The organism is Luteibacter sp. 1214 (assembly GCF_031455395.1).
GTDB lineage: Bacteria > Pseudomonadota > Gammaproteobacteria > Xanthomonadales > Rhodanobacteraceae > Luteibacter > Luteibacter mycovicinus.
Window position 1 is genome coordinate 40,094 of the sequence record NZ_JAVDSQ010000005.1, and the last position, 11,755, is coordinate 51,848.

Sequence of the window (11,755 nt, forward strand, 5' to 3'; positions counted from 1 at the left end):
GCCCGAACATGACAGACCATAACGAACTTCCCTACGCCTACGGCGAACCGCCGTTGCGCGGTCGCCTGCGCTCCGCGCCCGAGGATTTCTTCGTCGAGGAAATCCTCGGTTACGAAGCCGACGGTGCGGGCGAGCATGCGTTTCTCCTCGTCGAGAAACGCGGTCAGAACACCGAGTGGGTGGCCCGCGAGCTGGCGAAGTTCGCCGGTATCCAGGCGATGAACGTCGGCTATGCGGGCATGAAGGACCGTCACGCCGTGACGCGCCAGGTGTTCACGGCACATCTGCCGGGCAAGGCCGATCCGGACTGGTCGGCGTTTCCGCACGAGGACGTGACGATCGTCTCGGCCGCGCGTCACTCGCGCAAGATCAAGCGCGGTGCCCTGCGTGGAAACCGCTTCGTCCTGGTGCTGCGCGAGATCGAGGGCGATCGCGCCGCCGCCGATGCGCGTCTGACGGAGATCGCCGCGCGTGGTGTGCCTAACTATTTCGGTGAGCAGCGTTTCGGCCTGGGTGGCAACAACGTCGAGCAGGCGAAGGCGATGTTCGGCGGTCGCCGCGTGGATCGCGACAAACGGTCGATCCTGCTTTCCGCCGCACGCTCGCACATCTATAACGGCGTGCTCGCCGAGCGTGTCCGCAACGGGCAGTGGGACACGCCGATGGACGGCGAGATCTGGTCCCTCGATGGCTCGCGCTCGTGGTTCGGGCCGGAGCCGTTCAACGAGACGCTGGCCGAGCGGTTGGGCCGTTTCGACATCCATCCGTCCGGACCGTTGTGGGGCGATGGTGAGCCGCCGACCACCGAGGCGGTCGGTGAGCTGGAGCGTTCGGTCGCCGCGCGGGATGACGTCCTCGTCAGGGGACTTGCGGGTGCGCGCATGGACCAGGAGCGCCGGGCGCTGCGTCTGATGCCGCGCGACCTGGCGTGGCGCTGGCTGGACGACGGCGCGCTGGAAGTGTCGTTCGGGCTGCCGGCCGGGGCGTATGCGACCACCGTGCTTCGGGAAGTGGCGGTGACCTCGTAACCCGGGTTACCCCTTCAACAACACCACCACCGCGCCGGTCCCACCCTGTGCCGGCCTCGCCGAAGCGAACGCCACCACATCGTCCCGTCGCCGCAGCAGCCGGTCGGTCAGCCCTTTGAGCACCGGCCCCGCCGCCTTCGACCGCAGTCCCTTCCCATGAATGATCCGCACACAGCGGATTCCGTCGTGCCGGCACTCGGCCAGAAACTCGGCAATGGTCAGCTGCGCGGCGGCGGCGTTCATCTGGTGCAGGTCCACCTCCGCCTGGATGCTGAATTGCCCGCGCTTCAGCTGCTTCAGCAGTTTCGGCGGATAGCCGTCGCGAAGGTAGGAGAGTTCCTCACCCACCTCCAGGTCCGCCGGGTCGTAATCGAACAGCATCGAATCCGCGGGCACCGCGGCTTCGTCCGCGTCGCGCATGTGCGGATGCGGCGCCGGCCGGGGGCGCTCCGGCACGGGCTCGACGGGCGCCATGGGCCGAACGTCGCCGATCGCCTCGCGAAACAGCTGGCTGTCGTCCTCATTGACCGTGGGCGAGCGTCGCTTCATGTCTCACATCCTAGCGGCCTTTCGTGAATCCCGCTGCCCGGTCCGGTAGACTTGGGCGGTCGGGCGGCTCTCGTTTCAGCTGTGGCCGCCGTACCCGTTTTTCGATCTGGATCAGCATGCAAGTTCTGGTTAGCAACGACGACGGCGTGGAGGCTCCGGGCATCCGGGTCCTCGCCGGGCGTCTGGGCGAGTTCGGCGCGGTGACGGTCGTCGCGCCCGACCGCGATCGCTCCGGGGCGAGCAATTCGCTCACCCTCGATGCGCCGATCCGTGCGCAGCGTCTCGAAAATGGCTTTTACCGTGTCGCCGGCACGCCGACCGATTGCGTGCATCTGGCGCTCTCGGGTCTGCTCGATCATCAGACCGACATCGTCGTCTCTGGCATCAACAACGTCGCCAATCTGGGCGACGACGTCATCTACTCCGGTACCGTCTCCGCGGCGATGGAGGGGCGCTTCCTTGGCTTGCCCGCCATCGCGGTCTCCCTGGTGACGGGCGAGGGCACCGGCCGGCATTTCGATTCGGCCGCGAGCGCCGTGCTCATGCTGATGCAGCGCCTGATCGTCGATCCGCTGCCTGCCGACACCATTCTCAACGTCAACGTCCCCGATCTCCCCTGGGAAGCCATCCGGGGTTTCGAAGTGACCCGCCTCGGCCGTCGCCATCGCGCCGCTCCGGCGATCCGCGGCGAGGATCCGCGTGGTCGCACCCTGTGGTGGATCGGTCCGCCGGGAGAAATCGACGATGCCGGTCCGGGCACCGATTTCGACGCCGTGCGCCGGGGCTTCGTTTCGGTGACGCCGATCCACACCGACCTGACGCGCTTTCAGGCACTGGAGAAAGTGAGCAGCTGGATGCTGTCGCTCTCCTCGGCGATGGACAGCGAGGAGGCGGCCTGATGGTGAACCTGCACGCCCTTCCTCCTTCCGCGCTGCGCGGCGAAGGCATGACCTCGCAACGGGCGCGCGATCGTCTCGTCGCCAGGCTGGTGGAGGAGGGCATTCGCGACGAGCGCGTCCTGGAAGTAATCCGCCAGCTCCCGCGGCATCACTTCATTGATCAGGCGTTGCACTCGCGCGCCTATGAGAACACCGCGCTGCCCATCGGCCACGGCCAGACCATTTCGCAGCCGTGGATCGTCGCGCGCATGACGGAAGCGCTGATCGAGCACGGCGTCCCCGAACGCGTGCTCGAGATCGGCACCGGCTCGGGTTACCAGGCCGCCGTGCTCGCCGGCATCGTGCCGACCGTTTACACCGTCGAGCGGATCGAAGAGCTGTTGCGTCAGGCGCGCCGCCGGTTCCGCCAGCTGGGTATCGAGAACCTCCGCTCGCGCCACGACGACGGCAAGCTGGGCTGGGAGTCCGACGCACCGTTCGACGCCATCATCCTGACCGCCGCGGGCGATCGCGTACCGGCGAAGCTGCTCGATCAGCTCAAGCCGGGCGGGGTACTGGTCGCGCCGGTCGGTAGTCCGAGCCAGCAGCTGCTGCTCCGCCTGCGCAAGGGCGACGACGGTGAGGTCGTGCGCGAAGAACTCGGCGCGGTGAGCTTCGTTCCGCTGCTCGGCGGCATCGGCTGATGTCCTCACACCATAAGGGAAACCGCTGAATGCGGATGTTTTCATCGCTCTACGAGCGCGCCATCGTCTGGGCACGCCATCGTCACGCGGTCCGCTACCTCGCGGGACTTTCGTTCGTCGAGGCCTTCATCTTTCCGGTGATGCCCGAGGTGATGCTCGCGCCGATGATGCTGGCCGAGCCGCGCAAGGCTTTCCGCCTCGCTAACTGGAGCCTGCTGTTTTCGCTGCTGGGTTCGCTGGTCGGCTACATGCTCGGCCACTACGCCTTTGAAGCGCTGAAGCCGCTGCTCGAGTCGATGCACCTCCTGGCGCCCATCATGACGGGCGTGGGCAACCTGCAGAAGGACATGGAGGCGCACTCGTTCGGGCTGTACATCGTGCTCGCCATGGCCGCGTTGCAGCCCGTGGTGCCGATGAAGTTCGTCACCTGGGCCTCGGGCATCGTCGGCGTGCCCCTGCTGCCTTTTCTGCTGTGCATGCTGATCGGTCGCGGCAAGCGCGTCTGGCTGCTGGCGCTGCTGATCCGCATCTTCGGCGAGCGTGCCGAAAAGATGCTCCGCAAACACATCGAGTGGATAGGTTGGGCTGTTATCGTGGCGGTCGTCCTCCTGGCCGTCTGGTGGTTCCTGTTGCGATGAGTGACCGAGAAAGGAAATCCGCGATGCTCATGACCCGTCCGCTGGCCCTGGCCGTCGTGCTGGGCATGGCTGTGGCTCTTTCCGCCTGCGCGCCGACCCGTACCGTGGTCGTGACCCGCTCGCCGGGTGGTTACGGTCCGGCGCACGCCGCCACGTCGCCGTCGCCGCCTCCGGGTGGGAGCTACCGCGTCGTCAAGGGCGATACGCTTTACAGCATCGCATTCCGGAACAAGGTCGATTTCCGCGATCTGGCCGGCTGGAACGGTATCGCCTCGCCGTACACCATCTGGCCGGGGCAGGATCTTCGCCTGTCGCCGCCAGGCCATGAGAATGCACCGGCTTCGTCGCACGCCGCTCCGCCGGTGGTCGTTGCCGTGCCGCCGCCTGCCGGGCATCCGGCGCCGGCTTCACCGCCACCGCCCGTGCAGCCGACCAGGCCCGCCTTCGAGAATGTGACCGCCGCCGAGTCGGCTCCGCCGTCCGTGCCGGCGCCGGCGACGACCACCAATACGCCGGTGGTCGTGGCGGGTAAGCCTGGTGAGTCGCTCGTGCCTCCGGCGCCGACGCCTTCCGCTCCCGCTGCCGCTCCGGCGCCGGTCGAAAACCCGCCGGCGGCCACGCCGATCGTCACCAGCGGCGCGACGCGCAGTGCGGGCGGCATCAACTGGCGCTGGCCGGCCGACGGTACGCTGATCAAGAAATTCGCGTCGGGCGATGCCATCCCCGGCATCGAGGTCGCCGGCAAGTCGGGCGATCCGGTGCGCGCGGCCGCCGACGGTGTCGTGGTGTATAGCGGCAATGGACTGGTCGGTTACGGCGAGCTCGTCATCATCAAACACAGCGACAGCTTCCTCTCCGCCTATGGGCACAACCGGAAGCGGTTGGTGAAGGAAGGCGAGAAGGTGAAGGCGGGGCAGTCGGTGGCCGAGATGGGCTCGTCGGGTGCGACGCGCGACGAACTGCAGTTCCAGATCCGGCGGGATGGCAATCCGGTCGATCCGTTGCAGTATCTGCCGGCTAAGTAGGGCGCCTTACCTCGTACGCCTGGAGGTGCGCGAACGCCACCTCCAGCATCGGCGCGGCGATACCCGCATCCCGCGCCCGCGTCAGCATGTCGCCGACGATGTGATCGGCTTCCACCCGCTGCCCCGACTCCAGGTCGCGCAGCATCGAGGCCGTCAGCGGAGAGCCCTCCTGCGTGAGCGTCTTCCAGGCGAACGAGCGTGCGGTGTCGGGCACGGCATGGCCCGAGGCGCGCGCCACCATCAGGCACTCCTCGTACATGCGCTCGATCAGCTGGCGGCCGTCGTTGGTGGCGACGATGTCGCCGATGCTTGCGCGGAACAGACAAGTCGCGCCGGCGAGCGTCGTCAGGAAGGAAAACTTCGCCCACATGTCGCGGTGGATGTCCGTCGAGTGAGCGTGGTCGACCCCGGCGGCGGTAAAGGCCTGCGCCAGGGCATCGCAACGGTTGTCATGCGCCTGGCCGTCACGTTCGCCGAAAGTGACCGAGGCGGCGTTGCCGAAGTGCAGAACCTCGCCGTGCGGACCCTTCGCCGCGCTGATGAAGCAAAGTCCGCCAATGACGGCGTCCGGCCCGAAGCGCCGGTCGAGCGTCGGGTAATGCGCCAGACCGTTCAGGATCGGAAGGAGGGCGGTCCGGGGACCCACGGCCGGATCGATGGCCTCGATGGCGGAATGCAGGTCATACGCTTTGCAGGAAAGCAGGACGATATCGAACGCGCCCGCGTTGCCGACCGTTTCGGCGGTGACCGTTGCGACGTTCACCGTCGCGTCGCCGAGCGGGCTGCGAATCACCAGTCCCTGTTCGCCCAGTACGCGCTCGCGCTCGGGGCGGACGAGAAAAGTGACATCGGAGCCGGCCTGTGCGAGCCGGCCCCCGAAGTAACCGCCGGTCCCGCCGGCGCCGAGGACCAGGAGTCGCATGAGGTTCAGACCTTGGGAAGGATGAAGGCGGCCAGGACCTTGCGGCCCTCGCCAGCCAGCAGGCTGTAAGTTCGGGCGGCCGATCCGTTGGTCATGGCTTCGACGCCGATACCTTTCTTCAGCAGTCCCGCCATGAAGGCGGCCGGCGGAAACACCTGGCGCTCGCCGGTACCGAGCAGGACGAGCTCGGGGCCGAGGGCAACGAAGGTCTCGACATCGTCGGCGGTGAGCTGGCTCGCGTCGCTCACGGCCCAGTCCTCGACCACCCGTTCGGGCGTCAGCAGGAGGCTCGTACGGAAGTCGCGGTCGACCACGGTGACCGTGCCGGGGCCAACCCGGCGCACGAACAGGTACTCACCCGGGTGTTCGAACGAGAGATCCATGGGGTTTACCGGGGCAGGGCGAGCTTCGGATCCTGTTCGTTACGGCGGAACAGGACGACGATGTGGCCGATTTCCTGGACGTTCTCGGCGCCAGTCTGGCCCGACAGGAAGGCGATCTGAGCCTGGCGCTCGTCCTTGTCGCCGCCGGAAAGCTTCACTTTCACGAGCTCGTGGATATCCAGGGCCTGGGCGAGCTCCTTGGCGACGGCTTCGGTCGCGCCCTTGTTGCCGAGCAGGATGACCGGCCGCAGGTCGTGGGCGAGGCTACGGAGATATCGGCGCTGTGTAGGGGAAAGCGACATTGCGTTCAGGTTCGATGTGCGGCGGATAGGCGGCAAAGGGTATCATGCAAGGCCCGCTCCTTATTAAGAATCCGGCAAAAGCCCATGGCACGCAGCAAGACCAGCTCCCGTTGGCTTAAAGAGCACTTCGACGATCCTTACGTCAAGAAGGCTCAGGCCGAGGGGGCGCGTTCGCGCGCCATCTACAAGCTCGAAGAGCTGATCGAGCGCGACCGCCTGATCAAGCCCGGCATGACCGTGGTCGATCTGGGCGCCGCCCCGGGCGGCTGGTCGCAGCTGGCCCGGCAGCGCCTGGGCGACACCGGCAAGGTCATCGCCATGGACATCCTGCCGATGGCCAGCCTGGCCGGGGTCGAGTTCATGCAGGGCGATTTCCGTGAGGAATCGGTCCTGCGCGAGCTGGAATCCATGCTTGGCGGCCAGAAGGTCGATCTTGTCCTGTCGGACATGGCCCCCAATATGTCCGGTGTGGCACTGGCGGATCAGATCCGCGCGATGGACCTTTGCGATCTCGCTCGTGAGTTCAGCCTCGAATGGCTGAAGCCGGGCGGGTCGTTTCTCGTGAAGCTGTTCCAGGGCGTGGGATTCGACGAGTACCTCAAGACCTTGCGCGCTGACTTCAGTCGCGTGACGATGCGTAAACCGAAAGCCTCCCGCGCACGTTCGCCGGAGGTGTATGCACTGGCGACCGGACTGAAGTCCGCGACCCGGCAACCAGGCGAGAACCGCGCATGAATGAGATGGCAAAAAATCTGTTGCTCTGGCTGATCATCGCGGTGGTCCTCCTGACCGTGTTCCAGACCTTCAACCCGCATGGCGGATCGTCGCAGGACATGTCCTACACGACCTTCGCCCAGCAGGTCGATAACGGGAACGTCGCCAGCGGCACCATTACGTCGACGGCACCTCCGACCATCACCGGCAAACTGAAAGACGGCGGTTCCTACCGCACCGTCGTACCGGTGGTCGGCCTGTCGACCAGCGACCTGGTCAAGCAGATGCGCGACAAGGGCGTCGAGCTGCGCCAGGAGCCGGCCGATAACGGCTTCTCCCTTCTGGGGCTGGTCTTCAACTGGCTGCCCATCATCATCTTCGTCGCCGTCCTGATCTGGTTCATGCGACAGATGCAGGCCGGCTCGGGCGGTCGCGGTGCCATGAGCTTCGGGCGCTCCCGCGCCAAGCTTCAGGGCGAGGACCAGGTCAAGGTCAACTTCACCGACGTCGCTGGCTGCGACGAAGCGAAAGAAGAGGTGGGCGAGCTGGTCGAGTTCCTCCGCGACCCCGGCAAGTTCCAGAAGCTGGGCGGCAAGATTCCCCGCGGCGTGCTGATGGTGGGTCCGCCCGGTACCGGTAAGACGCTGCTGGCCAAGGCCATCGCAGGCGAAGCCAAGGTGCCGTTCTTCTCGATTTCCGGTTCGGACTTCGTCGAGATGTTCGTCGGCGTGGGCGCGAGCCGCGTGCGCGACATGTTCGAGCAGGCCAAGAAGCACGCTCCCTGCATCATCTTCATCGACGAAATCGACGCCGTCGGTCGCCATCGCGGCGCCGGCATGGGCGGCGGTCACGACGAGCGCGAGCAGACCCTCAACCAGCTGCTGGTCGAGATGGACGGCTTCGAGGGTACGGAAGGCATCATCGTCATCGCCGCCACGAACCGTCCGGACGTCCTCGATCCCGCGCTGCTGCGTCCGGGCCGCTTCGACCGCCAGGTGGTGGTCGGCCTGCCGGACGTGAAGGGTCGTGAGCAGATCCTAAAGGTCCACATGCGCAAGGTGCCGACAGCGGCCGATGTCGAAGCGATGGTCATCGCGCGCGGCACGCCCGGGTTCTCCGGCGCCGACCTGGCCAACCTGGTCAACGAGGCCGCACTGTTCGCGGCGCGCGAGAATGCCCGCGAAGTCCGCATGAGCCACCTCGATCGTGCGCGCGACAAGATCCTCATGGGCTCCGAGCGTCGCTCGATGGCCATGAACGACGAAGAGAAGAAGCTGACCGCTTACCACGAGGCCGGCCACGCCATCATCGGCCGCCTGGTGCCCGAGCACGATCCTGTCTACAAGGTCACCATCATTCCGCGCGGTCGCGCGCTCGGTGTGACCATGTATCTGCCGGAAGGCGATCGCTACAGCATGAACAAGGTCGCGATCGAATCGCAGCTGTGCTCGTTGTACGGCGGTCGCGTCGCGGAAGAGGTCATCTTCGGCCACGACAAGATCACCACCGGTGCCTCCAACGACATCGAACGCGCCACCAAGATGGCCCGCAACATGGCCACCAAGTGGGGCTTGTCGGACGAACTCGGTCCGGTGATGTACGGCGAGGAAGAGGACGAGGTCTTCATCGGTCGCTCCGTCACGCAGCACAAGAGCGTCTCCAACGAGACCGCGCGCAAGATCGACGAAGTGGTCAGGACGATCCTGGATCGCGCTTACGCGCGCAGCAAGGACCTCCTGACGACGAACATCGACAAGCTGCACCGTATGGCTGAAGCACTGTTGCTCTACGAGACCATCGATGCGCGCCAGATCGACGACATCATGAACGGTCGTGAGCCGGGTCCGCCGGCCGACTGGCAGAAGCCGGGTTCGACCCCGCCGCCACCGCCGCGCGACGCGGGCCCGGCACCGGACAAAGTCGGTAAACCGGCGACGCAGCTGTAAAAGAGAAGGGCGGCCCATGGCCGCCCTTCTTCATTCGGACGGCTATTTGAACTGCGTGTTACCGATTCGAGAAAAAAAGATGCAGAAAAGGGTTGACGCACAGCTCCGATATCTGAATAATTCCGCTTCTCGACACGGCGCCAACGCTTCGCAGCGGAAGTCGCCGGGTTAAAGGTTTAAAGTGTGCGCCCGTAGCTCAGTTGGATAGAGTACCAGGCTACGAACTTGGTGGTCGGGAGTTCGAATCTCTCCGGGCGCACCATCTTTAAGCGGTAAGCCGGCGCGGTACATGCGCGACGGTAGCGGTAGTTGAAAGTGTGGTGTGTTCATACGGATTGACGGGCTTGAGTTAGACCCGTAACATTTGAAGGCTTCACCCCGGGTCATCGGGATGCAGCTTAGAAGTTCGGGGTATAGCTCAGTCTGGTAGAGCGCCAGCTTTGGGAGCTGGATGTCGGGGGTTCGAATCCCTCTGCCCCGACCAATTGGCGTTCTACGTACAGTGCCTGCGCCTGTAGCTCAACCGGATAGAGCATCGGCCTTCTAAGCCGACGGTTGCAGGTTCGATTCCTGTCGGGCGCGCCAGATCGTGTTTTATGGTGGGCGTAGCTCAGCTGGTTAGAGTACCGGATTGTGATTCCGGATGTCGTGGGTTCGAGTCCCATCGTCCACCCCACTTTTAGTGTGGTTTGCAAGTTTAAAACGGGCCGTTAGCTCAGTTGGTAGAGCAGTTGACTCTTAATCAATTGGTCGTAAGTTCGAATCTTACACGGCCCACCAATTTGAATCAGGCACTTAGAGAAATCTAGGTGCCTTTTTCTTATGTGCGATATTTCATGTGCTCGCGACTGTCTCGGGCCAGGATGGATACCCGATGATCATTCAAGACCAGCCGTCTCAGCGCCGGGCTCGGCGAGCGCTACCGGCATGGGCGCTCGGCGCCGTGGTCGCCGTGTACATCCTCGCCGTGCTGAATCGTGGCTTGTGGACGGAGCTGCACGCGGCTCTGGCAGCATCGCAGGGCATACAAGGATTCTGGGGTCTCAGTGTGACAGTTTGCTGTCGGCTGGTTGGCAATCTGGTTCTGACGCTCGCCCTGGTCATGTGGCCGCGTATCGGTAAAGCGCTGCTTGCGCTGCTGATCGTTATCTCCGCCGCGAGCGCCTTTTACGCCGACACCTTCGGCGTGCGGCTCAACGAAGAAATCATCCAAAGCATTTTCGAGACGCAGCGCGCCGAAGCGATGGCGATGATCACAACCGGATCGGTGACATGGATCGCGCTGTTCGGCGTGCTGCCCGCCGTCCTCGTTCTGCTCGTGCCCGTGCGTTTCATGCCAGTCTGGCGAAGCCTCAGCTGGCGTGCCGTCATCGTGCTGGTCGCCGCCGCGCTGATGCTCGTGCCGCCCATGTTGATGGGTCGCACCTACGTCTACTTCGAGCGTAATCACCGCACGATGTACGAGGTCTTCAATCCCTACGCGGCACTCAGCGGCACGTTTCACTACCTGCAGCGCGATGTGTTCCGTCGCAAGAGGGTGATGGTGCCGATCGGCACCGACGCGACGCTGCCGCCAACGGATGCGTCCGTCGCTCCGCGCAAGCGTGTTGTCGTGCTGGTGGTGGGTGAGACGGCGCGCGCGGAAAATCAGTCGCTGCAGGGTTATGCGCGCGACACCAATCCCGAGATGAAGCGGGCGGGCGCGATCTATTTCAGCGATGCGTGGTCGTGCGGCACGGCGACGACGGTGTCGGTCCCCTGCATGTTCTCGGACATGACGCGCGCGAAGTTCGATAAGCCGGTCGCCAAGTCGCACTGGAATGCGCTGGATGTGCTGCAGCATGCCGGCGTGGACGTGTTCTGGCGCGACAACGATGAAGGCTGCAAGGACGTCTGCGCCCGAGTGCCCAACGATGACCTGACCAATGCCAGGGTCGCGGGTTTGTGCGACGCGGATGGTTGCGTCGACGAAGTGTTGCTGGCGGACCTGCCTGAGCGTCTGGCGAAGATGCGCTCACCCGCGTTGCTGGTGCTGCACATCAAGGGTAGCCACGGACCGTCTTACTTCCAGCGTTATCCGGCCGCGTTCAATGTCTTCAAACCCGGCTGCGAGACCGCCGAAGTGCAGACGTGCACCTATGCGCAGACGGTGGCGAGCTACGACAACACCATTCTCTACACCGACCATATCCTTGGCCGGGTGGTGGACACGCTAAAGGCCGCGCCCGACATCGATAGCGCGATGATGTACCTGTCCGATCACGGCGAGTCGCTGGGTGAGCACGACATCTATCTCCATGGCGCGGACTGGGATACGGCCCCCACACAGCAGAAGCACATCCCGATGCTGATGTGGTTCTCACCCGGCTGGGTAAGCGACACGGGCATGCGGCTGGAGTGCCTCAACCAGCGACGCGTGCAGCCGGCAAGTCAGGACAACCTGTTCCATACCTTGCTGGGCTTCTTCGGCACGCGCACGTCGGTGTACAAGCCGGCGCTCGACCTGCTTGCCGGCTGCCGTGGCTGAGTCGGTAGACCTGCGTCCTGCGGGCGCCTAGAATGGCGCCGCGAGCGAGAGTGGCGGAATTGGTAGACGCACCAGATTTAGGTTCTGACGGGGTAACCCGTGGGGGTTCGAGTCCCCCCTCTCGCACCAGTCCGAAATT

At 64.8% G+C, this 11,755-nt stretch carries 12 protein-coding genes and 6 tRNA genes; 14 read left to right on the plus strand and 4 right to left on the minus strand.

Annotated elements, in window-relative coordinates; all coding sequences use genetic code 11:
* Nucleotides 1-8: 8 nt before the first annotated feature.
* A complete protein-coding gene (truD, locus tag J2X57_RS12755; protein ID WP_309867618.1) occupies nucleotides 9-1,028 on the plus strand; it encodes a tRNA pseudouridine(13) synthase TruD in 1,020 nt (339 codons plus the stop codon).
* 6 nt (nucleotides 1,029-1,034) lie between these two features.
* Here truD and J2X57_RS12760 read toward each other — a convergent pair whose 3' ends face one another.
* Nucleotides 1,035-1,577, minus strand: coding sequence for a Smr/MutS family protein (locus J2X57_RS12760; protein ID WP_036112024.1), 543 nt, complete (start codon nucleotides 1,575-1,577; stop codon nucleotides 1,035-1,037).
* Between the two features lie 116 nt (nucleotides 1,578-1,693).
* Between J2X57_RS12760 and surE the strand changes: the two genes are divergently transcribed.
* From surE to J2X57_RS12780, 4 genes are read left to right on the plus strand one after another with little or no spacing between them, the layout of a single operon-like run.
* A complete protein-coding gene (surE, locus tag J2X57_RS12765) occupies nucleotides 1,694-2,476 on the plus strand; it encodes a 5'/3'-nucleotidase SurE (protein WP_309867622.1) in 783 nt (260 codons plus the stop codon).
* Complete coding sequence (locus J2X57_RS12770; protein ID WP_036112029.1) at nucleotides 2,476-3,159, plus strand: protein-L-isoaspartate(D-aspartate) O-methyltransferase; 684 nt, start codon at nucleotides 2,476-2,478, stop codon at nucleotides 3,157-3,159. Before surE ends, J2X57_RS12770 begins: the two co-directional genes overlap by 1 nt.
* A gap of 29 nt (nucleotides 3,160-3,188) precedes the next feature.
* Nucleotides 3,189-3,797, plus strand: coding sequence for a DedA family protein (locus J2X57_RS12775; protein ID WP_036112032.1), 609 nt, complete (start codon nucleotides 3,189-3,191; stop codon nucleotides 3,795-3,797).
* Nucleotides 3,798-3,826: 29 nt separating this feature from the next.
* Complete coding sequence (locus J2X57_RS12780; protein WP_309868070.1) at nucleotides 3,827-4,822, plus strand: peptidoglycan DD-metalloendopeptidase family protein; 996 nt, start codon at nucleotides 3,827-3,829, stop codon at nucleotides 4,820-4,822.
* Here the strand turns inward: J2X57_RS12780 and panE are convergent.
* From panE to J2X57_RS12795, 3 genes are read right to left on the minus strand one after another with little or no spacing between them, the layout of a single operon-like run.
* Nucleotides 4,815-5,744: a 2-dehydropantoate 2-reductase gene (panE, locus tag J2X57_RS12785; RefSeq protein WP_036112035.1), complete on the minus strand. Its 930-nt coding sequence runs from the start codon at nucleotides 5,742-5,744 to the stop codon at nucleotides 4,815-4,817. The two genes, J2X57_RS12780 and panE, sit on opposite strands and share 8 nt — an antisense overlap.
* Nucleotides 5,745-5,749: 5 nt before the next feature.
* Nucleotides 5,750-6,127 carry an Mth938-like domain-containing protein gene (locus J2X57_RS12790; protein ID WP_043694775.1) on the minus strand — a complete coding sequence of 126 codons (378 nt, stop codon included), beginning with the start codon at nucleotides 6,125-6,127 and terminating at the stop codon, nucleotides 5,750-5,752.
* 5 nt (nucleotides 6,128-6,132) lie between these two features.
* Nucleotides 6,133-6,429 carry a YhbY family RNA-binding protein gene (locus J2X57_RS12795; protein WP_036112039.1) on the minus strand — a complete coding sequence of 99 codons (297 nt, stop codon included), beginning with the start codon at nucleotides 6,427-6,429 and terminating at the stop codon, nucleotides 6,133-6,135.
* 84 nt (nucleotides 6,430-6,513) lie between these two features.
* Between J2X57_RS12795 and rlmE the strand changes: the two genes are divergently transcribed.
* The 9 genes from rlmE to J2X57_RS12840 all read left to right on the plus strand — a co-directional run bounded on the left by rlmE (nucleotide 6,514) and on the right by J2X57_RS12840 (nucleotide 11,745).
* Nucleotides 6,514-7,164 (plus strand): 23S rRNA (uridine(2552)-2'-O)-methyltransferase RlmE, encoded by a 651-nt coding sequence (gene rlmE, locus J2X57_RS12800; RefSeq protein ID WP_036112043.1) that lies wholly within the window; start codon nucleotides 6,514-6,516, stop codon nucleotides 7,162-7,164.
* Entirely contained in the window at nucleotides 7,161-9,089 is a 1,929-nt protein-coding gene (gene ftsH, locus J2X57_RS12805) for an ATP-dependent zinc metalloprotease FtsH (RefSeq protein ID WP_197056479.1), read from the plus strand. The genes rlmE and ftsH overlap by 4 nt, the downstream gene beginning before the upstream one ends.
* Before the next feature lie 185 nt (nucleotides 9,090-9,274).
* Nucleotides 9,275-9,351: transfer RNA gene (locus J2X57_RS12810), tRNA-Arg, on the plus strand.
* Between the two features lie 145 nt (nucleotides 9,352-9,496).
* A tRNA-Pro gene (locus J2X57_RS12815) sits at nucleotides 9,497-9,573 on the plus strand.
* 24 nt (nucleotides 9,574-9,597) lie between these two features.
* Nucleotides 9,598-9,674, plus strand: a tRNA-Arg gene (locus J2X57_RS12820).
* A gap of 14 nt (nucleotides 9,675-9,688) precedes the next feature.
* Nucleotides 9,689-9,765: transfer RNA gene (locus tag J2X57_RS12825), tRNA-His, on the plus strand.
* A 28-nt stretch (nucleotides 9,766-9,793) separates the two neighbouring features.
* Nucleotides 9,794-9,869: transfer RNA gene (locus tag J2X57_RS12830), tRNA-Lys, on the plus strand.
* A gap of 94 nt (nucleotides 9,870-9,963) precedes the next feature.
* Nucleotides 9,964-11,616 carry a phosphoethanolamine--lipid A transferase gene (locus J2X57_RS12835; RefSeq protein ID WP_309867638.1) on the plus strand — a complete coding sequence of 551 codons (1,653 nt, stop codon included), beginning with the start codon at nucleotides 9,964-9,966 and terminating at the stop codon, nucleotides 11,614-11,616.
* A gap of 44 nt (nucleotides 11,617-11,660) precedes the next feature.
* Nucleotides 11,661-11,745, plus strand: a tRNA-Leu gene (locus tag J2X57_RS12840).
* Nucleotides 11,746-11,755: the final 10 nt, after the last annotated feature.

Bases quoted from the DNA above. Each gene is read 5' to 3' on its own strand.
- truD (WP_309867618.1), top strand. From the start codon at position 9: ATGACAGACCATAACGAACTTCCCTACGCCTACGGCGAACCGCCGTTG.
- J2X57_RS12760 (WP_036112024.1), bottom strand. From the start codon at position 1,577: ATGAAGCGACGCTCGCCCACGGTCAATGAGGACGACAGCCAGCTGTTT.
- surE (WP_309867622.1), top strand. From the start codon at position 1,694: ATGCAAGTTCTGGTTAGCAACGACGACGGCGTGGAGGCTCCGGGCATC.
- J2X57_RS12770 (WP_036112029.1), top strand. From the start codon at position 2,476: ATGGTGAACCTGCACGCCCTTCCTCCTTCCGCGCTGCGCGGCGAAGGC.
- J2X57_RS12775 (WP_036112032.1), top strand. From the start codon at position 3,189: ATGCGGATGTTTTCATCGCTCTACGAGCGCGCCATCGTCTGGGCACGC.
- J2X57_RS12780 (WP_309868070.1), top strand. From the start codon at position 3,827: ATGACCCGTCCGCTGGCCCTGGCCGTCGTGCTGGGCATGGCTGTGGCT.
- panE (WP_036112035.1), bottom strand. From the start codon at position 5,744: ATGCGACTCCTGGTCCTCGGCGCCGGCGGGACCGGCGGTTACTTCGGG.
- J2X57_RS12790 (WP_043694775.1), bottom strand. From the start codon at position 6,127: ATGGATCTCTCGTTCGAACACCCGGGTGAGTACCTGTTCGTGCGCCGG.
- J2X57_RS12795 (WP_036112039.1), bottom strand. From the start codon at position 6,429: ATGTCGCTTTCCCCTACACAGCGCCGATATCTCCGTAGCCTCGCCCAC.
- rlmE (WP_036112043.1), top strand. From the start codon at position 6,514: ATGGCACGCAGCAAGACCAGCTCCCGTTGGCTTAAAGAGCACTTCGAC.
- ftsH (WP_197056479.1), top strand. From the start codon at position 7,161: ATGAATGAGATGGCAAAAAATCTGTTGCTCTGGCTGATCATCGCGGTG.
- J2X57_RS12835 (WP_309867638.1), top strand. From the start codon at position 9,964: ATGATCATTCAAGACCAGCCGTCTCAGCGCCGGGCTCGGCGAGCGCTA.